Below are 24,428 nucleotides of genomic sequence, written 5' to 3'. Positions count from 1 at the left end.
AACGAAAGCTAAACAGCTCTATTAACTCGCCTTCGTGTTGATTTGCAAATAACGCATCAGACCCTGTTCGGCGCTCTGTTTTGCTTCATCATTAATCGCTTCGAGATAAAACGAACGCGAAACACCATAGGGGGCTTTTTCAGAAGGATACACCGCAAACTGGAATACTTTTCCTCTTGCCTGATGCAGGCAATCTAATTCCCAGCGTTGATCGTCTACTTTTTTGCTATTGCAGGCTACACGCCCGTAATCGCTGGTTAAATATGAACCAACACGAGTTTCTGCGGACTGAATATATTCTGGTTCGTCATTCCCGATATAGCGAACCCCTGCCGTAGCACCCACGGCAGCCACGAGGAGCGCAAACACGATTATTTTTTTCATTTATTAAGACTCATTCCTTAGCCAGAGAATCCCTATTATATAGGATTATCCCTAATTCAAACGCCTGTTTATGGTCCAGAAGTGGTAGTTGACAGTGCTTTAGGCGCATTTAGGATATTTCTTAAAAACAATTCTGAGCCAACACTCTTTGACATTTTCTTTGCCGTACTTTGAATTATTGAATAATAACACTAAGAAATAATCGCCATGATTATCCCCGCAACGTCACTCAGCGGTGAAACCATGATTAAAAAAGGGTTATCTCTCGTCATGCTTATTTGTGCGCTGTTTTCAGGGCAGCTTATGGCCGGGCACAAAGGGCATGAATATGTATGGGTAAAGAATGTGGGGCATCAGCTGCGGCACGAGGCCGACAGCGATGAATTACGCAGCGCAGCGGAAGAGTCAGCGGAGGGTTTGCGCGAACACCACCTGTGGCAGAAATCGCGCAAACCGGAGACGCACGTAAGGTAGTTAGCTCCCCTTACGTTTTGGCAGGGTTTTCATCAGATCGTCAGGACTGACGGAAGCGACAATGCTGCCCGGCTGCGGCATTTTGAAAATATGGTTTTTCATCTTGCCAATAACATGCATTTCGCAGGGACGGCAGTCAAACTTCAGGGTAAGGACTTCATCACCGTTGACCAGCTGCATGGGCGTCGCTTTCCAGCTCTTAATATTGCCTTTTGCCTGTTTCGGGCACAGATTGAAGGCGAAGCGGAGACAGTGCTTGGTGATCATCACCGGCACGTCGCCCTTCTCTTCATGCGCTTCATAGGCCGCGTCGATCAGCTGCACACCGTGGCGATGATAGAATTCACGCGCCTTATGGTTGTAGACGTTCGCCAGGAAAGATAAATGCGTGTCCGGGTATACCGGGGCCGGAACAACTTCCGCTTTACGGCTACCGCGTGGATACTGGGCCAGACGCGCTTCATCCAGCAGCTCTGCCGTTTCACGGCGGAACTGGTTAAGCAGGCTGTTCGGCACAAACAGCGCGTCCGGCAGGTTAACCTCGATAGCGCGCGCGTAGTAAATCGTCTGCCCCAGCTTCGCCACGCCATCCTTCAGGCTGTTAAGCGCTTTTTCCGCGTTGTTTGCCACCTCGAACAGGCCATCCAACGTATGCGTCACGCTGATACCGTCTTCACAGGTCATGGTCAGAATCAGCTGTTCTTCCCAGCCGCCAAGCTCGATATCCACCGCAATACGACGCTCGCTGGAGGTTTTCAGCAGCGCCTGCTGCCAGTTATGATCGAGGTTACGGTTAAGTGGCGCGTTCGGACGCGCCTTGTAGAGATCGGCAGGCATTTCATTCGGCCATATGCGATAGCGATTTTCACCGGTTTTTTCGACCGTATTAGCCCTGAAGCCCACCACTTCACGCTTAATCATCACGTTCAGGCCATCGCCATTCGCCAGCGGCTCCGTCACTTCAACATCAAGATGATCTTTCGCCACCTTCAGCACTTCACCGACCGGTAAACCGATGAACTTCGGTGAGTCGAACGCGCCGATATCGCCTTTACGGGCGTTCACGAAATAGTCCGTGCTGCCGCGGTGGAAGGTTTTGTCCGTCGACGGAATAAAGAAATGCTCGGTACGACCTGCCGACGCGCGCGCCAGATCGCCGCGGTCTTCGATGATGGCGTCCAGCATCTGACGGTAGTGCGCGGTGATATTCTTCACGTAGCTCATGTCTTTATAACGCCCTTCAATCTTGAAGGAACGGACGCCCGCATCAATCAGCGCGCCCAGGTTGGCGGTCTGATCGTTATCCTTCATGGAGAGGAGGTGTTTTTCGAACGCCACTACGCGGCCCTGATCGTCTTTCAGGGTATACGGCAGACGGCAGGCCTGCGAACAGTCGCCACGGTTGGCGCTACGGCCCGTCTGGGCGTGGGAAATGTTGCACTGACCGGAATAGGCCACGCACAGCGCGCCGTGGATAAAGAACTCGATCGTCGCGTCTGTCGCCTGATGGATATCACGGATCTGATTCAGGTTCAGCTCACGGGCCAGAACGATCTGCGAAAAGCCGACGTCGGAGAGGAACTTCGCCTTCTCCACCGTGCGGATATCACACTGGGTACTGGCGTGCAGTTCAATCGGCGGAATATCCAGCTCCAGAACCCCCATGTCCTGAACAATCAGGGCATCGACGCCGGTCTGATAGAGATCGGCGATCAGTCGTTGCGCAGGCTCCAGCTCATCATCATGAAGAATGGTGTTCAGGGTCACGAACACTTTCGCCCCGAAACGGTGGGCGAACGGCACCAGGTCGGCAATATCGCGCAGGCTGTTGCTGGCGTTATGGCGGGCACCAAAGCCAGGGCCGCCAATGTAGACGGCGTCCGCGCCGTGAAGGATCGCTTCGCGGGCAATGGCGGCGTCACGGGCCGGGCTTAAAAGTTCAAGATGATGGGATTGCAGGCGCATACTTCGTCGTTATCCGTTATGGTCAAAATGGCGGCTATTGTAGTCAGAAGTCTAAGACAGCGAAACAGTTTTGCGTAGCCTCAGCGGGGATAATGGATCAGAGAGTGAAAATGCACCGGCCGGTCGCTGCTGTTGCGGTAGGCATGCGGTTTATCACCGGCAAAACGGACGCCCGAGTCGGCATAAACCGTCTGCCATTCGCCGTCGATTTTCATCTCCAGTTCTCCGCTAATGACCACCACATGTTCAATCACGCCCGCCTTATGTGGCGTGGATTCGCTCAGGGCACCCGCCGCCAGCGTAATAGAGAAATGATCGAACCTCAGGGTCTCATCCCACGGAAAGAGCGGTTTGACGACCATCGCCTGCTGCTGGGGATCAAACACAGCCTGCCTGTCTGCCTCTGGCGTGATGAACGCGGAAAACGGAACGTTCAGCCCGGTGGCGATTTTCCACAGGGTCGATACCGTCGGGCTGGATTCATTGCGCTCAATTTGGCCGAGCATCGCTTTCGACACGCCGGCCTCGTCCGCCAGCTTTGACAGGCTCCAGCCGCGGGCCTGACGCAGTGTTTTCAGTGTTGCTGCAAGATGTTGTGTGATGTCCATGTTCCCTCCTGGTGCCGATGATCATACCACTTGTACGCTATAACGCACAGTGCTACCGTAACACGGACGTTATAACGCACAACGGAGTTGCCATGCGCCCTTCCTCTCATCTTATTCCAGTCACACTGGCTGGATTTGTCGCCGTCCTGGTGGGTTATGCCAGTTCGGCCGCCATTATCTGGCAAGCCGCCGCCGCGGCAGGTGCCAGCGCGCAGCAAATCGCGGGCTGGATGACCGCGCTGGGGATTGGGATGGGGGTCAGCACGCTGGCGCTCTCCTGGTGGTTTAAAGCGCCGGTACTAACGGCCTGGTCAACCCCCGGAGCCGCCCTGCTCGCCACCAGCCTGCAGGGGGTGACGCTGTCTGAAACCATCGGTGTGTTTATCTTCGCTAACGCGCTTATTTTACTCTGCGGTATAACGGGGCTTTTCGCTCGTCTGATGACGCTGATCCCCCATTCGCTCGCGGCCGCCATGCTGGCAGGCGTGCTTCTGCAGTTTGGCCTGCACGCGTTTGCACATCTTGACGGCCACTTTCTGCTGTGCGGCAGCATGATTGCCGCGTGGCTGCTGGCAAAAGCGCTGGCGCCACGCTATGCCATCGTGGTTACGCTGCTGGCAGGTGGTCTCGTGGCATGGATAAGTGGTGACGTTGCCACCGATAAAGTCAGCCTCTCCGTTGTGATGCCTGAGTTTATTGCCCCCGACTTTACTTTTACCAGCCTGGTGAGTATCGGTTTGCCCTTCTTCCTGGTGACCATGGCCTCGCAGAATGCGCCGGGCTTCGCCACGATGAAAGCCTCCGGCTACTCGCTGGCGGTCTCACCGCTCATCATCGTTACCGGTGGCCTGGCCCTGCTGCTTTCCCCCTTTGGCGTCTTCTCCATCTGCATCGCGGCCATTACCGCCGCCATCTGTCAAAGCGCTGATGCCCACCCGGATACGACTAAACGCTGGCTGGCGGCCATTGCAGCCGGTGGGTTTTATCTGCTGGCTGGAGTTTTCGGCGGGTCTATTACCGGGATCATGGCTGCACTGCCGCTGAGCTGGATCCAGACCCTGGCGGGGCTGGCGTTGCTTGGAACCCTCAGCGGGAGTTTATTTCAGGCCCTGAATCATGAAGCCGAACGTGACGCAGCCATCGTCACGTTTCTGATGACCGCGAGCGGCGTCACCCTTCTGGGCATCTGTTCGGCATTCTGGGGGCTGGTGCTGGGCGGGATATGCTATGCCCTGTTTTCACGCGCTCGCCGCGCGCAGCTGGGACGGCGTCATACCCATCACGCTGCGGAAACGGTTACTGAAGTGGCTGGCGGAGTTAAATCCGCAGGCCAGCGCGATGTCCGTTAGTGGCATTGCGCTATGCTGCACCAGGTTTTTTGCTTTTTCCATGCGTCGCTGCATCACGTACTGATGCGGTGCCAGCCCCGTCGACTGGCGGAACATGCGGGCAAAATGGTATTCGCTGAGGGCTGCCTGCGCCGCCAGCTCGGCCAGGGTTAACGGTTGGCCAAGATGCTCTTCTATGAAGGCCAGCACGTTGCGCAGAACGAAAGGCGATAACCCGCCGGTGACGACCGGCAGCTTCCACTGAACGTTGGAGTAGTTTTGCAGCAGATGGGTCATCAGCAACGTGGATGCTGTACTCAGGGTGAGCTGATTGGCCTGCTGCTGCCAGTCGCAGCCAAGTAAAAACTGGCGATACAGCGCGTTGATCTTCGGGTCACTGCCAAAAATGCGTTCGTCCAGCGTCAGCGACAGCGGCCGCTTATCCCAGATTTTTTCGCCCACGTCGCGCAGGTGTTCATCGGTGCAGTAGAGATGGACAAACGACAGGTCATCACGGATATCCCACGTCGATTCACTCTCTTTCGGCATCAGGCAGAAACGGTCCGGTCCCCCGCCGTTCTTCCAGCCTCCCGGCGTTTTTTGATAGCTCTCATAACCGTCGGCCACGTACAGGCTCAGGGTGTGATGATTGCTTTTAACCGTTATCGTATCGTGCTTGTTGTACCACGCCGCCAGTTGAATACCCGAGTTCAGCGAGACCGTCTCCCGCAGGACGGCATTCTGCTGACTAAGCGTTTCAAAGGTATCGTAAGCGTGAGACATAACCGTTAGCGCGTGAGTGATCGAACTGTCAGTCTAAGAATTGTTGTTCCCCGTTGCCAGTCCCCCGGAGAGAAAAAAGCGCAAGATTTTGCAAGTCTGCCGCAAGCCGGTGAAAGCCCACGGCGCATTTCAGCGCCATACTGCGGGCTTTCGTGGTTTGAGAAGAGAAATGATATGAACGCATTATTATACGGACTGGTCGTGGTCATCTGGGGAACCACCTGGATTGCCATTTTCCTACAGCAAGGTCCCGTGGCGGCCCCGGTGTCGATTTTCTGGCGTTTCGCCGTGGCCAGCGCCACGATGATGGTGGTGTTACTTGCCCTGCGTCGACTGCGTAAGCTGGCGCTACTGGATCACCTTTTTTGCATGCTTCAGGGATGCTGCGTTTTCTGCTTTAACTTCTGGTGCTTTTATACCGCGGCCGCGCACATCAATACCGGGCTGGAATCCGTCATCTTCTCCATGGCGGTGCTCTATAACGCCATTAATAGCTTTATTTTCTTTGGTCAGCGCCCGCCCGCGCGTTTCTGGACGGCGGCGGCATTGGGTCTGGTCGGGATTATTACCCTTTTCTGGGACGATCTGCTTGCCAGCGGCTGGAGCGTATCGCTTCTGACGGGCATTGGGCTTTCTGCGCTCGGAACCTATGGTTTCTCGCTGGGCAACATGATCAGCATGCGTCATCAGCGCAGAGGCCTGGAAACCATGACCACCAACGCCTGGGCGATGCTTTACGGTACGCTGGTGATGGGCTGCATTGCCCTCTTCAGGGGGGACAGCTTTACCCCGGAATGGACGGTAACCTACATCGGCGCACTGCTCTATCTGGCTCTGTTTGGTTCGGTGATTGCTTTCGGCGCTTACTTCACGCTGGTCGGGCGTATTGGGCCCGGGAAAGCGGCGTACAGCACGCTACTCTTCCCGCTGGTGGCGCTCTCCATCTCAACGGTGTATGAGGGCTACGTCTGGCATCTCAACGGTATCGTCGGTTTACTGCTGATTCTGGGTGGGAATATGGTGATGTTCACTAAACCCGAAACCTGGTTCAGGCGTTTACGGACGGCGTAAAAAAACGGCCTGCAATCTGCAGGCCGTGCATGATTTATTTTGCTGTTTTATGCACATCAAACATGGTGGCATCTGTCGCCATATCATCCACAACCTGCTTCAGCGTCGCAAAGGTCATTGGCGTACTTTCGTTGCTCAGCTCTTTACCTTCGCCCTTACGAACCACCTTCATCACCGGTTTGTTGGTGGCTGCGTCGATCAGCTCACCTTCAAAGAAGAGATGGGTATCCATGGTGCGATGGCCGGTTGCCATCTGCGTCCCCGCCACCACCAGCGCGACAGGCACCACTTCGTAGAACTGCAGGCCTTCTTTCTGCGAACTCACCCCTGTAATGGCACCCCGGAAAATCAGGCTATGTTTAACTGGTGTCGCCACTATAGGCTTACGAGTACCAATAGCCGTTTTCATTTTGGTATTGGTGTAGTTCAACAGCTCATCAAGGGTTTTCTGCCCAATCTGAGTGGTCGGTTTAGGCGTAGGGTAATAGGTAATCGGCGTCCAGATAATACTGTCGTAATTCGCTTCGTTATAATTAGGATCGACCCAGCGCAGCGTCGGTTTGCCCGTCGCAGATGTCGTCTGTTGCAAGCCGGAGTAATCTTTTAAAAAGCCTGAATATTGTTCGGGGGCGGCGACTTTTGAAGAACAGCCTGCCAGGGCCAATAAACCAGTAAGCACTGCAACTTTAAAAAAAGTTTGAGTACGCATGATAGTTTTCCATGTTATCTGCAAGTATGCATTTGAAGTTATAGCAAAAGTCAGGCGGGTTTGTTGTGACAAAAAATGATGTAAGTAGCACAAATTGCAAAAAGAAGGCCCGGCTTCATACCGGGCAGCGAAAAATTACGGATTGATATCCACCTGCCAGAAGATATGTTTGCCAAACGAATCGATTTCGTAGCCTTTCACCTCCTTGCGCACCGGCTCGAAAATCGTTGAGTGGGCAATCATGACCGCCGGCATCTGGTCATGCATCATCTGCTGGGCCTCTTGATACAGCGCCACACGTTTATCGTGATCGGTTATCGATTTTGCTTCGGCGATGAGGTTATCAAACGGTTTATAGCACCATTTCGCCGAATTGGAGCCGCCATTTGCCGACGTACAGGTAAACAGCGGACCAAAGAAGTTGTCAGGATCGCCCGTTGCGGTCGTCCAGCCCATCAGCGCAGCCTGATGCTCCCCGCCCTTCACCCGCTTGAGATATTCTCCCCATTCGTAAGTGACAATGTGGGTTTGTACGCCGATTTTCGCCCAGTCAGCCTGAATCATCTCGGCCATACGTTTCGCATTCGGGTTATAGGGCCGCTGCACCGGCATCGCCCACAGGTCAATGCTCACGCCGTTAGCAAGACCCGCCTCTTTCAGCAACGCTTTTGCTTTTTCAGGATCGTACGCGTAATCCTTCAGCTCGCTGTTGGCGCTCCAGACGCCGGGCGGTAACAGATTTTTCGCGACGGTTCCGGTGCCGTGGAACACCGCGTCGATAATGGCGGGCTTATTGATGGCCATCGCCAGCGCCCGGCGGACGTTCACATTATCCAGCGGCGGTTTTTGCGTATTAAACGCCAGGAAACCGGTATTCAACCCGGCTTTGCTCATCAGGTTAATATTTTTATTGGCTTTCATGCGCGGCAGGTCCGCCGGGTTCGGGAACGGCATTACCTGACACTCGTTCTTTTCAATTTTGGCAAAACGTACGGAGGCATCCGGCGTGATGGTAAACACCAGCCGGTCCAGCTTTGATTTGCCCTGCCAGTAGTCGGCAAACGCCGTGAACAGGATGCGGGAATCTTTTTGATACTGCGCCAGCTTAAACGGCCCGGTGCCGATCGGCTCCATATCCACCTTCTCCGGCGTGCCTGCTTTCAGCATCGCATCGGCATACTCGGCAGAGAGAATCGAGGCAAAATACCAGGCCAGATCGGCGACAAACGGCGCTTCCGGGTGTGCCAGGGTAAAGCGCACGGTGTGGTCATCGACTTTATCAATGGCGGTTATCAGGCTGCCAAACTCCAGGCTTTCAAAGTTGGAGTAGCTGCCGTTAGAGACGTTGTGATAAGGATGATTGACGTCTTTCTGGCGCATAAACGAGAAGATCACGTCATCGGCGTTAAAGTCCCGGGTCGGCGTGAAGGATTTATTGCTCTGAAATTTCACGCCCTGGCGCAGATGGAAGGTGTAAACCTTACCGTCATCGTTCACCTCCCAGCGCTCTGCCAGGCTCGGCACCAGTTCTGTGGTGCCGGGTTTGAAATCGACCAGCCGGTTATAGACCGGTACGGCGCTGGCATCCACGCTGGTGCCTGAGGTATATAACTGAGGATTAAAATTTTCCGGTGACCCTTCGGAGCAATACACCAGCGTTTTCGCGGCAACGGCGGAACTGACCGTAAGCGCAGCAAGTGCCAGCATTAATGTTGTGCGTTTGCTTGTCATCATTTATTCCTGTCTTTTTAATTCGACGGCTAATTAATTCTTTTGCCATTTCATAAATAACATTAAAGTGATGTGGCAAACACCCGAAAAATAAATAAGGAAGAAAACACTATGGGCACGCCGCTTTCCAGACAATTAACACATCGCTTTTTCCGCTATCTCGCCATTACCAGTCAGAGCGATCCCAGCGTCAAAACCTTACCCTCAACACCGGGGCAGCACGAGATGGCACGAGAGCTGGCGCAGGAGCTGGCACAGCTGGGTTTAGACGACATTGTGATCGACGAATTCGCCACGGTAACGGCGGTTAAAAAAGGTAATGTACCCGGTGCACCGCGCATTGGATTTATTACTCACATTGATACCGTGGACGTGGGATTATCGCCGGATATTCATCCACAAATATTAACGTTTACCGATGAAGATCTCTGTCTGAATAAAGAGAAAGGGATCTGGCTACGGGTAAGTGAGCATCCGGAAATTCTGTCTTACCCGAATGAAGAGATTATTTTCAGCGACGGTACCAGCGTATTAGGCGCAGATAATAAAGCAGCGGTGACCGTGGTCATGACCGTGCTGGAAAACCTGACCGCTGAGCATAAACATGGCGACATTGTGGTCGCGTTTGTCCCCGACGAAGAGACTGGCCTTAAAGGGGCAAAAGCGTTAGATCTGAAACGCTTCGACGTCGACTTTGCCTGGACCATCGACTGCTGCGAGCTGGGGGAGATTGTCTATGAGAATTTTAATGCAGCAGCCGCTGAGATCCGCTTTACCGGCGTAACGGCGCACCCGATGTCTGCTAAAGGGGTGCTGGTAAACCCGTTATTAATGGCGACCGACTTTATCAACCAGTTTGACCGCCAGCAAACGCCAGAGTGCACGGAGGGCCGTGAAGGCTACATCTGGTTTAACGGCATTCAGGCCGGGCAGAACGAGGCCGTTCTGAAGGCCAATATTCGGGACTTTGACAAGGACAACTTTGCTTCCCGCAAGCAGCAGATTGCTGATGTCGCCGCCCGGATCGCCGCCCGGTATCCGACGGCAAAAGTGGACTATCGCATTGAAGAGACTTACAGCAATATCAGCAATGCGATTGGCGAAGACAGGCGTGCCATCGATCTGATGTTTGCGGCGATGGAATCACTGGGTATCACCCCAAAACCGACGCCGATGCGCGGCGGTACAGACGGCGCAGCGCTCTCGGCAAAAGGGTTGCTCACCCCGAACTTCTTCACCGGCGCGCATAACTTCCATTCGAAGTTTGAATTCTTGCCGCTGTCGTCGTTCGAGGCGTCTTACCACACTGCCCTGCAACTCTGCCTGCTGGCCGCGCGTTAAGCAGGTTTGCGCGCCAGCATCGTAGCAAAGCGCAGCTTGATGCGGTTGCCGTGTTCATCGGTGCGGTGCAGTTCGCCAACCTCTTCGTTGTATTTGAGCAACTCCCAGCCTTCATAGTAGTTGCTCAGTTCACCGCTTTTAAACGCAAACGGGAAGCCGACGGTGCACGGATAATCCGCCGTGTCCATCGCGGCAACGATCAGGTTATAACCGCCAGGTTTGGTGCAACGCTGCATATTGGCGATAAGACCCGGAATGGTTTTTGCCTCCAGGAACATCAGCACCACGGTAGACAGAATAAAGTCATACTCGCCGTCAATGCTCAGGTTGTTGAGATCCTTGATGGCCGAGTGAAGATTCTCAATGCCTTCTGCCGCTTTGATGCGCTCGATATTATCGATGCTCATCGGATTTTTATCCCAGGCAGTGACCTCGTACCCGTTGGCCGCCAGATAAAGGCTGTTACGGCCATTGCCACAGCCCAGATCCAGGGTTTTACCCGGTTTCACGATCCCCGCGCTGTACACCACCTCTGAGTGTGTACGGGTTAAACCATATTTCTCTGTGAAGTAATTTTCATCGACGGACATTATTTTTCCTTAGATTGCATAAGCAGTGCTTTTTCAGTGCGCAGCAGAAGTTTGCCCTGAAGCAGCAGAATAAAAGTACGGACCAACAGGATCCCAATGATGACGTTGGTGAAGATAAAAAGCGGTACGGCAATCACGTGGAAAAAGCCCGACGGGCTGCTGTGCCCCAGATGCAGCCCGGTGGTTGCCAGTGCGGATATACCAAAGGAGAAACTCCAGAAAGAGGCATTAAACGGCTGGGATACGTACCAGGGCAACAGACGCAGCATAAACAGCAGTTGCAACAGGCCATAACCGAACAACATTTTGGCAAAGGTGTCGGCTTCACCGCCGTTAACGCTAAACCAGGCGCTACAGGCCACCAGCGCGGGCGCAAGCTGAATCCCCAAAGAGGTGCGCTGCGCGGTCGGAAGTTCTCCGGCACTGCGAAGGCGCTGAAGAATAACCGGCTCCAGGCTGAGCCAGGAGAAGACACCCGCCCCCAGGAACACTAAACCAGCGTCGTTAAACCCCAGGGCGCCGCACGCCATGGCGCTAATAAAATTATTCGCCACGGTTGGCAGATATAAACCCGGCGTCGTGGCTTCTTGCGGATGGTTGCCGCGCCAGAGTCCCGCGCTTTGCCAGGCGGAATAAGACAGCTGTGTCACCACCCCCACGCCAAAAAGCACGACTGAAATCGGGCGGCACCAGGGCACAAAACCGATGGCGACCAGCATCGTCGTCGCCGGAAAAAGGCTGACAAAGCTACTCATCACCGGATGCCTCATCTCTGCCAGCACGCTGCGCGGGAAACGGATCGCGCGGATGATAAAGGTCACCGTCAGCAAAAACCAGCACGTAACGGCAAGGGCCACCAGCGCATCACCCGGCCACCGTGTCACCGGCCAGAGCGTGCTGGCGTATCGCCAGGCGAAACCCATGCCAATGATGCCAAGCACCATGCCAAAATACCCAGCGGGCAAGTTAAGCACTTTCTGTGGGGGATTGAGTTTATCCATTAATTTTAATTTTTAAAATGTATTTTAAATGCCATTTTAAGGGGTTTCCGCAACGGAAGCCAGCACAACGAAAAACCAAAAGTTTGCTACGTTTAGTGAAGACGCTTATCAGGGATCACACGATGAAAAAATATCGGCTCAGCGATGAAACCCGCCTCTGGCAATGGAAAAGCGGCGAAACAACCCACACGACAACCTTACGGCAGATCATCGCCACGGCAGATTTTAACGATGTCACGGCCGGTACGAAAGGTGGCTGGATTGATGACGCGCGCGCCCTGTCACAGAATGGGGATTGCTGGATCTATGACGAGAACAGCGTGGTGTTCGCCGGTGCTACCGTGTCGGATCACGCGCGCCTGACCCTGCCCTGTACCGTCAGCCATGACGCCCGCATCAGCGGTCACTGCTGGCTGGACAGCGCCGAAGTCAGTCACGGCGCGCGGATAAGTGACAACGTCACCATTCAGCACTCCTGCGTGCGGGGCGAGTGCCACATCTTCGGCGACGCGCGCATCCTGCATAACAGCGTCATCATCGCCGCCAAAGGACTGACGCCGGACCACGACCAGATCCTGCAAATCTATGACAAAGCGACGGTAAGCCGGTCGCGCGTTGTGCATCAGGCACAGATCTACGGCGAAGCGATGGTGAACAATGCGTTTATTGAACACCGCGCTGAGGTATTCGACAGTGCGATCCTCGAAGGGAACGATCTCAATAACGTCTGGGTGTGCGACTGCGCAAAGGTATACGGTAACGCCCGTCTGATTGCCGGTTTCGACGACGACGCCATCCCCACCGTGCGCTACAGTTCACAGGTGGCGGAAAATGCCGTCGAGGAAGGCAACTGCGTCATTAAGCACCACGTCCTGATCGGCGGTCAGGCATGGCTGCGCGGGGGGCCGATCATGCTTGACGATAAAGTGGTGATTCAGGGACGCGCCCGGATCAGCGGCGATGTGTTGATCGAGCATCGGGTTGAAATCACCGACGATGCGGTCATTGAAGCCTTTTCGGGTGAGAGCATTCACCTGCGTGGCGAAAAGGTGATTAACGGCGGCCAGCGTATCACCCGCACACCGCTGCTGGGGGCGTTATAGGGTAAAAATCTTCCCGTAGATGTTCACATCGTCAAAGCGGCCATTCAGGTATTCCGCTTCCCGCAGGCACCCTTCCAGCGTAAAACCGTTGCGCCGGGCAACGTTGTTGCTGCTCTGATTCGCCACCCGGCACTTAATCACAAAACGGCGGATCTCGCCGCGCTCAGCGTAATAGCGCATAAACGCCTGCAATGACTGAGAGAGGATCCCCTTCCCCTGATGCGCCTCGTCCAGCCAGTAACCGATATAACCCGCTTTGTTGGCAGGCTCTACCGAATTAAACGACAGCACGCCGACCAGCGCATCATCCCGGAAGATCAAAAACATTTTGGCGTAGCCGCGCTGGTGCAGCATCTGGTTACTTAGCACATTGCGGCGGGTATCCTCTTCCGCGCCCACGTGCTGCGCCCAGTCAAAGGCGGTTTGCAGCCAGGTTTTGTTTTTGACGACGAGGTGATGGAGATCGGCGGTATAGCGCTCTTCGACGGCGCGAAGCTCGATATTCTGGGTAACGGGGATAATTTCTGCAGACATGGTGCCCCTCAATTGCCGGGTGGCGGCTGCGCCTTACCCGGCCTACTCTGGACGCATTTGTAGGCCGGGTAAGCGTTAGCGCCACCCGGCACAATCCCACAAGGATTAACGCATTATCCGGTCGTCAACGTAGTGACGTTTATCCGGCGCTGGCGGGAAATACTGATACAGCCAGGTTTCACTGATGGCATCACCCTGACAGCGCAGGAACAGGCGCATATCTACCGGCTCGGTCGAATCCGAGGTTGGGTACCAGTCAAACAGAATGCGATAACCGTCAAACGGTTCTACGTACAGGATCTCAACCTGCTTCGCCTCACCGCTGGAGAGAGTAATCACCGGCTCGATGCCTTTTGGCGCAGCGGCCTTCAGGTCGCCACCGACAAAGTCGATAGCAAAGCGGCGCGCCCACACTTTCGGGTAATTTTCACCCGGCGCCCAGCCTTCCGGGAAACCGCCCATGCCGGTGCGGGTGGCGAAAACATTAGCCAGCGGGGAACGCACCGGCGGCATTGCGCTCCAGTACAGGCGATATTTAAAGTCCAGCTCGTCGCCCGCTTTCACCGTTTTCTCCGGCTGCCAGAAGCAGACAACGTTATCCAGCGTTTCACCGGTGGTCGGGATCTCCATCAGACCAACCGAGCCTTTACCCCAGTCGTTGCGCGGTTCTACCCACAGGCTTGGACGCTTGTTATACCAGCCCATCACGTCCTGATAGTGCGAGAAATCACGATCCAGCTGCAGCAGACCAAACCCTTTAGGGTTTTTGTCCATATAGGCGTTGAACTGCAGCTTCTGCGGGTTGTTCAGCGGACGGCAGATCCACTCTCCGTTGCCGCGCCACATCGCCAGACGGTCTGAGTCATGGATTTGCGGGTGAATGGTGTCGCACATGCGTCGTTCGTTATTGCCGCAGCTGAACATACTGGTCATCGGCGCGATGCCGAGCTGTTTAATGTCTTTACGCGCATAGAGGTGGTTTTCCACCTCCATGATCACCTGGCTCTTCTCGCAGTGGATCACGAACTTATAGGCACCGGTAATGCTCGGGCTGTCCAGCAGCGTATAGACGGTAAACGTGGTGTCACCTGGCTTAACGGTTTCAAACCAGAAGGAGGTGAAGTCCGGGAACTCTTCCGGCGTGTCAGTAAAGGTGTCTACCGCCAGACCGCGCGCGGAAAGGCCGTACTGGTAGGTATCGTCAACCGCACGGAAATAGCTTGCGCCGAGGAAAGAGACGATATCGCGACGCGCCAGTTCCGGCGCCTTAAAGGCGCGGAAGCCTGCAAAGCCAAGATCGCTTTGCCCTTCCAGCTGTTTGGTATCCACACCGGTTTCACCGTAGCTGAACAACTCCGGTCGGAAGTGGATCTCACGCGCCATAGAGGTCGACTGGTCCAGCGAGAACATCCGCACGCGGCGGCGGAACCCCATTCCCATATGGAAGAACTGCACGTCCAGCTGACGTCCTTCAATGTTGTTCCACAGAGACTGCTTCTCATCGTAGCGGATGGCGTTGTACGCCTGCGGCGTCATGGTGGCCAGCGTTTCCGGCAGCGGACGTGGCGCACCACCCCACGGGGTTTTCGCCAGGTCATGCGCCATGGATTGCAGTACGGAGAAGTCAAAACGACGGCTCTGACCGTCAGCGATGTCAGAGTCAGCAGCGTATGCCGCTTTGGAAAACAGGGAAGCAAGGCCAGAGGTGCCGCTCAGGGCTGCCACTGCCAGCGAGCCTTTTAGAAAACGTCTGCGATTCATGCCTGGAAAAACGTCCTTATGGTCGTGTGAATGTGTTTCGCGCTCGGCGAAATGACGGCAAGAAAGAACGCACAGCCTAAACAAAAATGGTTAAGAATCCAATTGTTGGCCGATGATTATCTGAACAAAGTGAGAAATATTTTCTGTCGACCAGAACGGCCCGAAAGTGGTGTAAAGAAAGCCTGGAAAATGTGTAGAAAAATGCCCCGACGTGACATCGATCGCCGGGGCTAATGAGGCGGTTATTTTACGCTGACATCGATACCCGGAAAGTACTTATCAGCGAGTTTAGCGATCGTGCCGTCGGCACGCACTTTATCAATCGCGGCATCAAGCTGCTTTTTGGTGGCCTCGTCACCTTTACGCAACCCAAAACCGATCCCACTCCCGAGGATAGTGTCGTCAGACACCGGTTTGCCGATGAAGCCAAACCCTTTCCCCTGCGGCTTGCTGAGGAAACCCGCCTGCCCGGCCGCGGACATCACCAGCGAGGCGTCGATACGGCCATTAAGCAGGTCGCCCCAGGCCATATTCTGATCTTTATAAGACACCACGGTGACACCCTGCTTTTCCCAGTGCTCTTTCGCATAGGTTTCCTGAATTGAGCCCTGCAGCACGCCAATGGTTTTCCCCTTCAGCCCTTCTGGGGTCGCTTCTACCGCCGTACCGGCCTTGCCGACCAGCTGCGACGGAATGCGGTAAATCGGCTGGGTAAAATCAATGCTCTTGCGGCGCTGCTCGGTGATATTCATCGCCGAGTTAATGGCGTCGAATTTCTTCGCCACCAGACCCGGGATCAGCGCGTCAAACGAGGTTTCCACCCAGCTGCACTTCAGCGCTGCCGCTTTGCAAATGGCATTCCCCAGCTCAACGTCAAACCCTTCCAGTTCGCCTGAGGCATTACGGCTTTCAAACGGCGGATATTCCGCTTCCAGACCATAACGCAGCTCGGTCGCCGCGAAGGACGAAAAGGTACACAGCAATCCCATGCCGACGACTAACGCGCGTAATTTCATCTTATACTCCTCAGCGTGATTTAACCCGACACAGGGCCTGGGCACCTGCCCGTAACGTCGCCTCATCTTTCGCAAAAGAGAGACGAATCAATTTATTATCCGTACCGTCCGCATAAAACGCCGACAGCGGAATGGTGGCAACGCCGTACTCCACGATCAGCCGTTTCACCAGCTCGCTGTCGCGCTCATCGCTGAACGCGCTGTAATCCGCCAGCATGAAGAACGACCCGGCGCTCGGTAGCAGGGTAAACGGCGAATCGGCCAGCAGACCGTGCAGCAGATCGCGCTTACGCTGGTAAAACGCCGACAGCGACAGCCAGGTTTGCGGATCGACCATATGCTCCGCAAAGGCGTGCTGCATTGGCGTATCGGCAGAGAACATTAAAAATTGATGGACTTTACAAATCTCATCCATCAGTACCGCCGGGGCGACACAATACCCTACGCGCCAGCCGGTGACGTGATAGGTTTTTCCGAAAGATGAAATAATCACGCTGCGCTCCGCCAGCTGCGGGTGCGTGGCCATTCCATGATGCGGTTCACCGTCAAAAACCACGTGTTCGTACACTTCGTCAGACAAAATAATGATGTCGGTCTGGCGCGTCAGCGCCGCCAGCTGTTGCAGGTCATTGGCACAGAAGACCTGACCGCTCGGGTTGTGCGGCGTGTTAATGATGATCATGCGCGTGCGCGGGGTGATCGCGGCACGCACCTCATCCCAGTTGACGGCAAAATCCGGCACCGTGAGTTTGATAGCAATCGGGGTAGCCCCCTGCAGACGGACAATCGGCGCGTAGCTGTCAAAGGACGGTTCAAAGTAGATCACCTCATCACCGGGGTGCACGAGACCGCTTATCGCTGAATAGAGCCCTTCGCTGGCGCTGGCGGTCACCAGCACCTCGCTGGCAGGGTCATACTGCGTGCCGTAGAGCGTGGCAATTTTATCGGCAATGCGTTCTTTCAGCGGCTGCAGGCCGGTCATCGCCGCGTACTGGTTATGCCCTGACGCCATCGCTCGGGTGACGCCTGCAATCAGTTTCGGGTCACAGGAAAAATTCGGTGCGCCCTGAGAAAGGTTAATGGCGTTATGCTGTGCCGAAAGCTGGCCGATAACGGTAAAAATGGTGGTCCCCACATCTGGCAGTTTGGAGCGCGTTTGTACCGGCGTTCGTAAAGTCATCCTCTTTACCTTCTCATGGACATTGCATAACTATTCAAACAACAAGTGCGTTGCCGGGACAATCGAATTGTTGTCATAATAGCCATGAGAAAAATGCATAGCTGAGGTGTTTCAATGTCTCGCCGTTCGCTCCCCCTTAACGCCATCGACGCATTTTTAGTCACCGCGCGTCATCTGAATCTTACCCATGCGGCCGCAGAGCTGTGTCTGACCCAGGGGGCCGTGAGCCGTAAGATCGCCTCCCTTGAGGCGTGGTTTGGCTTTCCGCTGTTTGAGCGCCACGCCCGCGGGCTGCGCCTCTCACCGCAGGGCAGCGCCCTGCTTCCGGAGCTGCAATCCACTTTCGAACAGCTGCTGACCGTGGCCGACCAGGCCCGTAGCCAGCATACCGTGATCCGGCTTAAGGCCCCTACCTGCGCCATGCGCTGGCTGGTACCGCGCCTGCTGGAGGTGGAGCACGCGCATCCGGATCTGCAGATCGCGCTGACGACCACCACCGATCATAACGTCAATTTCAAAACCGAATCTTACGACGCGGCCATTGTGTTTGGCACGCATATGAGCGCAGGCGATCTGCTGTTCGAAGAGGCGCTCACGCCGGTCATCAGCCCGGTGCGGGCAGGTACAACGCTGGGTTCACTGACGTTCCTTCACCCAACGCGGGATAAGACCGACTGGTCACTGTGGCTGGCGAAGCAGGAAGGTCCCGGGTTTGTTATGCACAAAAATCAACACTTCGATACGATGGATCTCGCCATTACCGCCGCCATTCAGGGGCTGGGCGTCGCCATTGCCGACGAAACGCTGGTGGCAGAAGATGTGGGTGCCGGAAGGCTGATGCGGCCCTATGAGACAAGCGTAAAAACCGGCGCGAGCTACCGGCTGGTGCTGCGCGAAACGCCTGACGAAGAAAATGGTCTGGCGGCGTTTCGCGCCTGTTTACTTAATCGAGGCTGACGTGGTGCTTCATCACCCGTTTAAAGAGGCTCATGCGCGCGCGCATAAAGCGGTTTTCAAGCCGGAAATCTGCATGTTTATTCACACCGATACGTAGCAGCACGTCCCGCCCTTTACGGCACGCGGGCCAGTGCGTCGGCCCCGACAGGCTATCATGCGTTCCGGCATCGCGCGCAAAGCTTACCCAGTAATCGGCTACCCTGGCAGCAAACTGTAAATCCCGTTCGTTGACATACTGACGTGAGGGCTCCACCTGGCCGAGGGTATCGAACACGTAGGGCACTTCATTGCCATGCCACGCGCCGTTGATATAGGTGGCATGCTCCGCTTCAGCGACATAGTCAAACCAGTAACGCCAGCAAAGCCCGCCGACACGCTGCTGCGCCTGCATCACGACATAGCCCATGGTGGTAAACGCCATATCGCGACACACCTGTCTGCCCAGCTCTTCGTCGCCTTTCACACCCGGATAAAGCAGCTTGATGAGCCCCAGCCCAAAACGACGCTCCCGGCGAAGCTTCTGGATTTGCCCGGCGAGATCGATGCCAAACACCGCCATGACGCTGGCTTCATCGCTGTTAGAACCTATCATCACCGGCACAGGGTGCTGGCGGGCAGCGAAAAAGACATCCAGCATGGCCTCCGGCAGGACGCAATCCCCGACGATCGGCGCCGGGGCGATGTTGAGTGGCGCGGTCAGCGGCCAGAATGACTCAGGCGGGATCGCGCGCAGCTGCTCTGCCGTCGCGTTTTCCAGCCCAAAATGGGCGGCCAGTGCTTCCCCTTTTTGCAGCGCCTGCTGGCGCGGCGTGTCGGGCAAGGTATATCCACTCTGGACTATCGCCTTGTGGAACAGCCCTTCCGCCAGCGGCGAGGCCAGCAACGACAGTACGCTGCGGGCGCCAGCGGACTCACCAAACAGGGTCACGTTATGCGGATCGCCCCCAAACGCGGTGATATTCTCCCGCACCCATTCAAGCGCGGCAATCTGATCAAGCAGAGCAAAATTATGCACTACCCGCTCTTCTTCCCCCTCCAGCGCGGGATGGGCGAAAAAGCCGAGATGGCCGAGACGGTAGTTAATCGTGACCACAACCACGCCGCGCGCGGCCAGCGATTTGCCGTGATACGGTGGCAAGCCACCGGCACCAATCGTAAACCCGCCCCCGTGCAGCCAGACCATCACCGGAAGCGATCCCGGGCGGTCGACGGGGGACCAGACATTCAGATAGAGACAGTCTTCAGAGAACTGGCCGGGATCGCCCCCGCCCAGCTCCTGACAATATTCACTGCTTTGCCAGCTTGAGGCCGAAAAGGCAGTGGCATCGCGAACGCCATCCCAGCGTTCTGGTGGGCGCGGTGAGCGCCAGCGCCAGTCCCCCACTGGCGGTGCAGCATAGGGAATACCGCACCAGCGGTGGACATTTTCATCGGTTAAACCAGTCAGTGCGCCCTGGCGCGTTTCAACCACAGGGGCGGAAGGATTTTGCATAACGACCTTATTTTTTCCATCACACCCCTGCAGAGTAACGGTTTCAGAGCAAACCGCAACGCTGTTTGCTGCGCGTTTCAGCCTCCTCATAGAGGGTGAATTCGTCATACACCGGGCAGCCGAGCGCGGCTTCAAACGCGTCGCGGCTGGCATTACCGTGGCTGCGCGCCTGAGTTTCATTCCCGAGATTGGACTGGAAAATCCCGGCGGCGCTGACCGGAAGAAAATCTTCGTAGGTAATCGGCTGGGCAACGACCCACCCGCGCTCAATCAGCGGCTGCGGATCGTCGCCGGGACGGAACGCATGACGATGGGCTTCCCCGGCGGGCGTCAGACGGTAGCGGAAATAAGCCAGTTCCTGGCGGCGCATTAACAGCTCGCTGTCCGGGAAGGCACTGAAAATCTCACGCAAATGAAGCTGGTGCGTCAGGTTATCTTTGCCGGTACCGGCCTTAGCCAGCAGGCTATCGTACAGTTCACGGCCTTTCGGCGTCAGCGCCACGCCGCGCTGTTCTATTTCACCGAAGCGGGCGGTGTGGGTGCCCTTATGTTCACCGGCAAACAGCACCGGCTCTTCGAGCGCCTTGAAGCTGGTTTGACGCAATAACACGGGCACGTCACGACGCGGCGGCCCTTCGATCAGAATTTTGGGCTCAATACCATACTTCGGCATCAGCTCCTGCACCCGGTCAATATCCAGCGTGCGCGGCGTGAGGTGGTTAATATGGCACCCCGGGAAGCAGACCACATCCGCAATCAGGCGATGTTCGTTATGCAGTGCCAGATAAGTTTCCTGATCGACCGTCGCATGGCGGTGCCAGCGGAAGGTTTCCAGCGCTTCCTGAACAAACTCACGCGCCTGGACGTCAGTAAACTGCCCTTCTGATTCCCAGAGATCGAGAAGTGCCAGACAGCGCGGGGTAAAAATGTTCCGCTGAGCAAGGATCTCCGCCGCGCGCTCGCGTAGCGGGACGTTTTCTATCAGCTCAAGGCGCAGCAGTGAGGTAAAGATACGAAACGGATTCCGGCACAGCGCCGCATCATCTACCGGACGAAACGCCGTTGAGTGAACCGGCACCCCCGCCTGAGAGAGATCGTAATAGCTGACCGGATACATGCCCATAATGGCAAACATACGACGCAGGGTGGAAAGCTCTTGCGCCGTGCCGACGCGGATCGCGCCGTGGCGCTCCACGTTCAGACGGGCAAGCTCATCGGCGTTCGCCAGTTGTTCATGTAATAGCGGGTTATTTTCCAGAACCGCCAGGTTTACGTCCGCGACCAGTTCGAGCAACGTGCCGTACTGCGGAACTTCCTGCTGGTACATCGCCGACATAGCCTGCGAAAAATGTTCCCGAATATCATCAGCCGTGATGGTGTTCGCCATGATGTCATGCCTCCAGTGAATATTACCTGGAGTGTAGAGAAACCCGTTCCTTCCGGGGGGAAGAATTTCTGATTTGTGATCTTAAGACGACAGTGGTCAAACCGTGTGCTACCGGAGCTTGAGCAGACCTTATCAGGACGGTTCTGCCGCCTCGTTATTTTTCTCTGGAATTTCCCTATAATTATTTTTGGTGCTGTTTTATAGCTATAAAGGAGTACGTTTTTCAGGTCTTACCGTCTGTAAAATAATCGGATTGAGCATACCGTGGTTTTTACCCTCAGCTTTCAAATTTTTAGTGCAAACTTAGGACTAATCCCACCCTTCGCTTACAAGTCCTCCCCACCTCTTCATATTTTCAAGGTAAGCGAAGCGTAAAGCCTTCATTATTTCAAAATAACGATACCGCAAATAGCAAAGCGCATTTGACGAATGGCGCTCAGCGACTAGAGTTATTACTCGAACGACGAGTGATACGAAATATATTCGTATCGTACTGACATAACCAATATATGAACATGAGGTTTAATATGGCAGAGCATCGTGGTGGTTCAGGTAATTTCGCGCAAGACCGTGAAAAAGCATCAGAAGCTGGTCGTAAAGGTGGCCAGCACAGCGGTGGTAATTTTAAAAACGATCCGCAACGCGCATCTGAAGCGGGTAAGAAAGGGGGACAGAACAGTCACGGCGGAGGCCGTAAATCTGATAACTCCTGATCTTATTTAGTACTCTTTTAATAAAACCAGAGAGCATGCTGCGGGCTGAAAAGCTCGCAGTACCCTTTCTTTATTTTACCGGAGCGTAATAATTATGAATATGAAAAGTGTAGAGGATGTATTTATTCATCTTCTGTCGGATACCTACAGCGCAGAAAAGCAGCTTACCCGAGCGTTAAGCAAACTTGCCCGCGCCGCCTCCAGCGAGAAGCTGAACGCCGCCTTCACCGCACACCTTGAAGAGACGCAAGGTCAGATCGAACGCATCGATCAGATTATCGAGCAGGAAGACGGTATCAAGCTCAAGCGCATGAAATGCGTGGCAATGGAAGGCTTAATTGAAGAGGCGAACGAAGTTATCGAAAGCACGGAAAAAAATGAAGTGCGTGATGCCGCGTTAATTGCCGCAGCCCAAAAAGTGGAGCATTACGAAATTGCCAGCTACGGTACCCTTGCCACCCTGGCAGAGCAGCTTGGCTATAAAAAAGCCGTTAAGCTTCTTGCAGAAACACTGAAAGAAGAAAAAGAGACCGACCTTAAACTCACCGATCTGGCCGTAGGAAATATTAACCAAAAAGCGCAAAAATGACGCTATAACACAGGTTAAATAAAATGAGCATCAGTCCCAGGACAATTAAACGGTGCCATTTAACGGCAGCTATAATATGGTTCATTCTCGCTATCCCTTCCGTAATATGGTGGAAGAGCAGCGTACTATGGGTCATTATCATCAGCATCTACGCTAATATTGTCGGCCATTTGTCTGGCTACAGTGCCGCGCGTGCCGATCAGGCTGCTGAAAGTGAGACCAAATAAGCGAACCCTAAAGAGGATACAATGATGAATCACGTAGAACACTACCATGACTGGCTACGCGATGCCCATGCGATGGAAAAGCAAGCCGAATCTATGCTGGAATCCATGGCCAGCCGTATTGATAATTATCCTGATGTTCGCGCCAGAATTGAGCAGCATATTAATGAGACAAAACGGCAAATTACTTTGCTGGAAGAAATCCTCGACCGGAATGATATTTCTCGTTCAGTTTTAAAAGACTCGATGAGCAAAATGGCGGCGCTGGGGCAGTCCATCGGCGGCATGTTCCCGTCTGATGAGATCGTTAAGGGGTCGATCAGCGGCTATGTTTTCGAACAGTTTGAAATCGCCTGCTATACCTCCCTGCTCGCGGCGGCGAAAAAAGCGGGCGATACCGCCTCGATACCCGCTATTGAAACGATCCTCGCCGAAGAGCGCGAAATGGCCGACTGGTTGATTCGTCATATTCCGCAGACCACGGAACAGTTCCTGCTGCGTTCAGACGCATCGGGCGTCGAAGCAAAAAAATAATCAGGGAGAATCGCCATGTTCCGACACGTTAAACAGCTGCAATACACGGTTCGCGTTGCTGAACCGAACCCAGGCCTCGCCAATCTTTTACTGGAACAGTTCGGTGGGCCGCAGGGCGAACTGGCTGCCGCCTGCCGGTACTTTACGCAAGGATTGAGCGATGACGATCCGGGCCGTAAAGATATGCTGATGGATATCGCGACCGAGGAGTTAAGCCACCTCGAAATCATCGGTACCCTGGTGGGCATGCTGAATAAAGGCGCGAAAGGCGCGCTGGCGGAAGGGGTGGAAAACGAGGCCGAGCTGTATCGGTCCATGACCGAAAACGGCAATGACAGCCATATTACCTCCCTGCTCTACGGTGGTGGCACCCCGCTCACTAACTCTGCGGGCGTGCCCTGGACGGCGGCCTACGTGGACACCATCGGCGAGCCAACGGCGGACCTGCGCTCAAACGTGGCAGCAGAGGCCAGAGCGAAAATCATCTATGAACGTCTGATCAACGTGACCGACGATCCCGGCGTAAAGGATGCCCTGGCGTTTCTGATGACGCGCGAGGCGGCGCATCAGCTCTCCTTTGAGAAGGCGCTGCAGTCTATCCGTAATAATTTCCCGCCGGGAAAATTGCCGCCAATCGAGGAATTCACCAACAAGTACTACAATATGTCTGAAGGTGGAGAGGTTCGCGGAAGCTGGAACAGCGATAAACATTTCGATTACGTTGAGTCCCCCCAGCCTGCGGTTGACGGCAGCGATGGCAGCGCAAGCGTCACGCTCACAACCGAACAGGCAACCCTGGTCAAGGCGATGTCTGCCCGTACGAAGTCCGATCCACATTCCGACCCGCTGACCGGTGCCGAGCTGGGTGCCGGTAAGACTAAACCGTAATCGGTTTTGCCGGGCAGCCATAAACTGCCCGGCAATTCTCGTGCCCCATCGTTTCAGAGGTACGG

At 55.0% G+C, this 24,428-nt stretch carries 25 protein-coding genes; 11 read left to right on the top strand and 14 right to left on the bottom strand.

Annotated features, from left to right (window positions below; all coding sequences use genetic code 11):
- Positions 1-21: 21 nt before the first annotated feature.
- A complete protein-coding gene (locus tag BFV64_RS11295) occupies positions 22-384 on the bottom strand; it encodes a hypothetical protein (RefSeq protein ID WP_063434404.1) in 363 nt (120 codons plus the stop codon).
- 243 nt (positions 385-627) lie between these two features.
- Between BFV64_RS11295 and BFV64_RS11290 the strand changes: the two genes are divergently transcribed.
- On the top strand, positions 628-858 hold the full coding sequence (locus tag BFV64_RS11290) for a DUF2554 family protein (RefSeq protein ID WP_014883811.1): 231 nt from the start codon (positions 628-630) through the stop codon (positions 856-858).
- On the opposite strand, the gene BFV64_RS11285 is transcribed toward BFV64_RS11290, so the two are convergent.
- Positions 859-2,823 carry a peptidase U32 family protein gene (locus tag BFV64_RS11285; RefSeq protein WP_063434405.1) on the bottom strand — a complete coding sequence of 655 codons (1,965 nt, stop codon included), beginning with the start codon at positions 2,821-2,823 and terminating at the stop codon, positions 859-861.
- 80 nt (positions 2,824-2,903) lie between these two features.
- Positions 2,904-3,431 (bottom strand): helix-turn-helix domain-containing protein, encoded by a 528-nt coding sequence (locus tag BFV64_RS11280; protein WP_069602087.1) that lies wholly within the window; start codon positions 3,429-3,431, stop codon positions 2,904-2,906.
- Between the two features lie 92 nt (positions 3,432-3,523).
- Here BFV64_RS11280 and BFV64_RS11275 point away from each other — a divergent pair, with 92 nt between their 5' ends.
- Positions 3,524-4,780: a benzoate/H(+) symporter BenE family transporter gene (locus BFV64_RS11275; RefSeq protein ID WP_069602086.1), complete on the top strand. Its 1,257-nt coding sequence runs from the start codon at positions 3,524-3,526 to the stop codon at positions 4,778-4,780.
- On the opposite strand, the gene BFV64_RS11270 is transcribed toward BFV64_RS11275, so the two are convergent.
- Entirely contained in the window at positions 4,670-5,542 is an 873-nt protein-coding gene (locus BFV64_RS11270; RefSeq protein ID WP_069602085.1) for a helix-turn-helix transcriptional regulator, read from the bottom strand. The two genes, BFV64_RS11275 and BFV64_RS11270, sit on opposite strands and share 111 nt — an antisense overlap.
- A 174-nt stretch (positions 5,543-5,716) precedes the next feature.
- Here BFV64_RS11270 and BFV64_RS11265 point away from each other — a divergent pair, with 174 nt between their 5' ends.
- Positions 5,717-6,613 (top strand): DMT family transporter, encoded by an 897-nt coding sequence (locus BFV64_RS11265; protein ID WP_063666560.1) that lies wholly within the window; start codon positions 5,717-5,719, stop codon positions 6,611-6,613.
- A gap of 34 nt (positions 6,614-6,647) precedes the next feature.
- On the opposite strand, the gene BFV64_RS11260 is transcribed toward BFV64_RS11265, so the two are convergent.
- A complete protein-coding gene (locus tag BFV64_RS11260; RefSeq protein WP_069602084.1) occupies positions 6,648-7,322 on the bottom strand; it encodes a DUF3313 domain-containing protein in 675 nt (224 codons plus the stop codon).
- 135 nt (positions 7,323-7,457) lie between these two features.
- The gene (locus tag BFV64_RS11255) at positions 7,458-9,053 is read right to left on the bottom strand and encodes an ABC transporter substrate-binding protein (protein WP_069602083.1); all 1,596 of its coding nucleotides are present in this window, start codon (positions 9,051-9,053) and stop codon (positions 7,458-7,460) included.
- 111 nt (positions 9,054-9,164) lie between these two features.
- Between BFV64_RS11255 and pepT the strand changes: the two genes are divergently transcribed.
- The gene (gene pepT, locus BFV64_RS11250; protein ID WP_063666564.1) at positions 9,165-10,394 is read left to right on the top strand and encodes a peptidase T; all 1,230 of its coding nucleotides are present in this window, start codon (positions 9,165-9,167) and stop codon (positions 10,392-10,394) included.
- Here the strand turns inward: pepT and tehB are convergent.
- Together tehB and tehA are read right to left on the bottom strand one after the other, a co-directional pair.
- Positions 10,391-10,984 carry a tellurite resistance methyltransferase TehB gene (tehB, locus tag BFV64_RS11245; protein ID WP_014883802.1) on the bottom strand — a complete coding sequence of 198 codons (594 nt, stop codon included), beginning with the start codon at positions 10,982-10,984 and terminating at the stop codon, positions 10,391-10,393. The genes pepT and tehB overlap by 4 nt on opposite strands.
- Positions 10,984-11,985, bottom strand: a complete 1,002-nt coding sequence (gene tehA, locus BFV64_RS11240) for a dicarboxylate transporter/tellurite-resistance protein TehA (protein WP_069602082.1) — start codon at positions 11,983-11,985, stop codon at positions 10,984-10,986. Before tehA ends, tehB begins: the two co-directional genes overlap by 1 nt.
- Before the next feature lie 122 nt (positions 11,986-12,107).
- On the opposite strand from tehA, the gene ydcK reads away from it, so the two are divergent.
- Positions 12,108-13,088 carry a YdcK family protein gene (gene ydcK / locus BFV64_RS11235; RefSeq protein WP_069602081.1) on the top strand — a complete coding sequence of 327 codons (981 nt, stop codon included), beginning with the start codon at positions 12,108-12,110 and terminating at the stop codon, positions 13,086-13,088.
- Here ydcK and rimL read toward each other — a convergent pair.
- The 4 genes from rimL to BFV64_RS11215 all read right to left on the bottom strand — a co-directional run bounded on the left by rimL (position 13,083) and on the right by BFV64_RS11215 (position 17,579).
- The gene (gene rimL, locus BFV64_RS11230; protein WP_063666569.1) at positions 13,083-13,622 is read right to left on the bottom strand and encodes a 50S ribosomal protein L7/L12-serine acetyltransferase; all 540 of its coding nucleotides are present in this window, start codon (positions 13,620-13,622) and stop codon (positions 13,083-13,085) included. The genes ydcK and rimL overlap by 6 nt on opposite strands.
- Positions 13,623-13,727: 105 nt before the next feature.
- A complete protein-coding gene (locus tag BFV64_RS11225) occupies positions 13,728-15,383 on the bottom strand; it encodes a glucan biosynthesis protein D (RefSeq protein ID WP_069602080.1) in 1,656 nt (551 codons plus the stop codon).
- A 242-nt stretch (positions 15,384-15,625) separates the two neighbouring features.
- Entirely contained in the window at positions 15,626-16,399 is a 774-nt protein-coding gene (locus tag BFV64_RS11220; protein ID WP_023330389.1) for a transporter substrate-binding domain-containing protein, read from the bottom strand.
- A 10-nt stretch (positions 16,400-16,409) separates the two neighbouring features.
- Complete coding sequence (locus tag BFV64_RS11215) at positions 16,410-17,579, bottom strand: pyridoxal phosphate-dependent aminotransferase (RefSeq protein WP_014883796.1); 1,170 nt, start codon at positions 17,577-17,579, stop codon at positions 16,410-16,412.
- A 114-nt stretch (positions 17,580-17,693) separates the two neighbouring features.
- On the opposite strand from BFV64_RS11215, the gene BFV64_RS11210 reads away from it, so the two are divergent.
- Positions 17,694-18,536 carry a LysR family transcriptional regulator gene (locus BFV64_RS11210; RefSeq protein WP_014883795.1) on the top strand — a complete coding sequence of 281 codons (843 nt, stop codon included), beginning with the start codon at positions 17,694-17,696 and terminating at the stop codon, positions 18,534-18,536.
- On the opposite strand, the gene BFV64_RS11205 is transcribed toward BFV64_RS11210, so the two are convergent.
- Positions 18,523-20,028 carry a carboxylesterase/lipase family protein gene (locus BFV64_RS11205; RefSeq protein ID WP_048997007.1) on the bottom strand — a complete coding sequence of 502 codons (1,506 nt, stop codon included), beginning with the start codon at positions 20,026-20,028 and terminating at the stop codon, positions 18,523-18,525. The two genes, BFV64_RS11210 and BFV64_RS11205, sit on opposite strands and share 14 nt — an antisense overlap.
- A 43-nt stretch (positions 20,029-20,071) precedes the next feature.
- Positions 20,072-21,415, bottom strand: coding sequence for a 2-oxoadipate dioxygenase/decarboxylase HglS (gene hglS / locus BFV64_RS11200; protein ID WP_058690694.1), 1,344 nt, complete (start codon positions 21,413-21,415; stop codon positions 20,072-20,074).
- Between the two features lie 527 nt (positions 21,416-21,942).
- Between hglS and BFV64_RS11195 the strand changes: the two genes are divergently transcribed.
- The 5 genes from BFV64_RS11195 (at position 21,943) to BFV64_RS11175 (ending at position 24,363) form a co-directional block, all read left to right on the top strand.
- Positions 21,943-22,128 carry a con-10 family general stress protein gene (locus tag BFV64_RS11195; RefSeq protein WP_014883792.1) on the top strand — a complete coding sequence of 62 codons (186 nt, stop codon included), beginning with the start codon at positions 21,943-21,945 and terminating at the stop codon, positions 22,126-22,128.
- Between the two features lie 94 nt (positions 22,129-22,222).
- Entirely contained in the window at positions 22,223-22,717 is a 495-nt protein-coding gene (locus tag BFV64_RS11190; RefSeq protein ID WP_069602079.1) for a YciE/YciF ferroxidase family protein, read from the top strand.
- A 23-nt stretch (positions 22,718-22,740) separates the two neighbouring features.
- Positions 22,741-22,944 (top strand): hypothetical protein, encoded by a 204-nt coding sequence (locus BFV64_RS11185; protein ID WP_023335667.1) that lies wholly within the window; start codon positions 22,741-22,743, stop codon positions 22,942-22,944.
- A 24-nt stretch (positions 22,945-22,968) separates the two neighbouring features.
- Positions 22,969-23,475: a ferritin-like domain-containing protein gene (locus BFV64_RS11180; protein ID WP_014883791.1), complete on the top strand. Its 507-nt coding sequence runs from the start codon at positions 22,969-22,971 to the stop codon at positions 23,473-23,475.
- A 15-nt stretch (positions 23,476-23,490) separates the two neighbouring features.
- Positions 23,491-24,363, top strand: coding sequence for a manganese catalase family protein (locus tag BFV64_RS11175; RefSeq protein ID WP_069602078.1), 873 nt, complete (start codon positions 23,491-23,493; stop codon positions 24,361-24,363).
- Positions 24,364-24,428 lie beyond the last annotated feature (65 nt).

Origin of the sequence: Enterobacter kobei, from assembly GCF_001729765.1 — a bacterium.
In the GTDB taxonomy this organism is placed as follows: Bacteria; Pseudomonadota; Gammaproteobacteria; order Enterobacterales; family Enterobacteriaceae; genus Enterobacter; species Enterobacter kobei.
The sequence above is the reverse complement of the archived record's forward strand: the minus strand, read 5'-3'. Positions and strand labels throughout refer to the sequence as shown.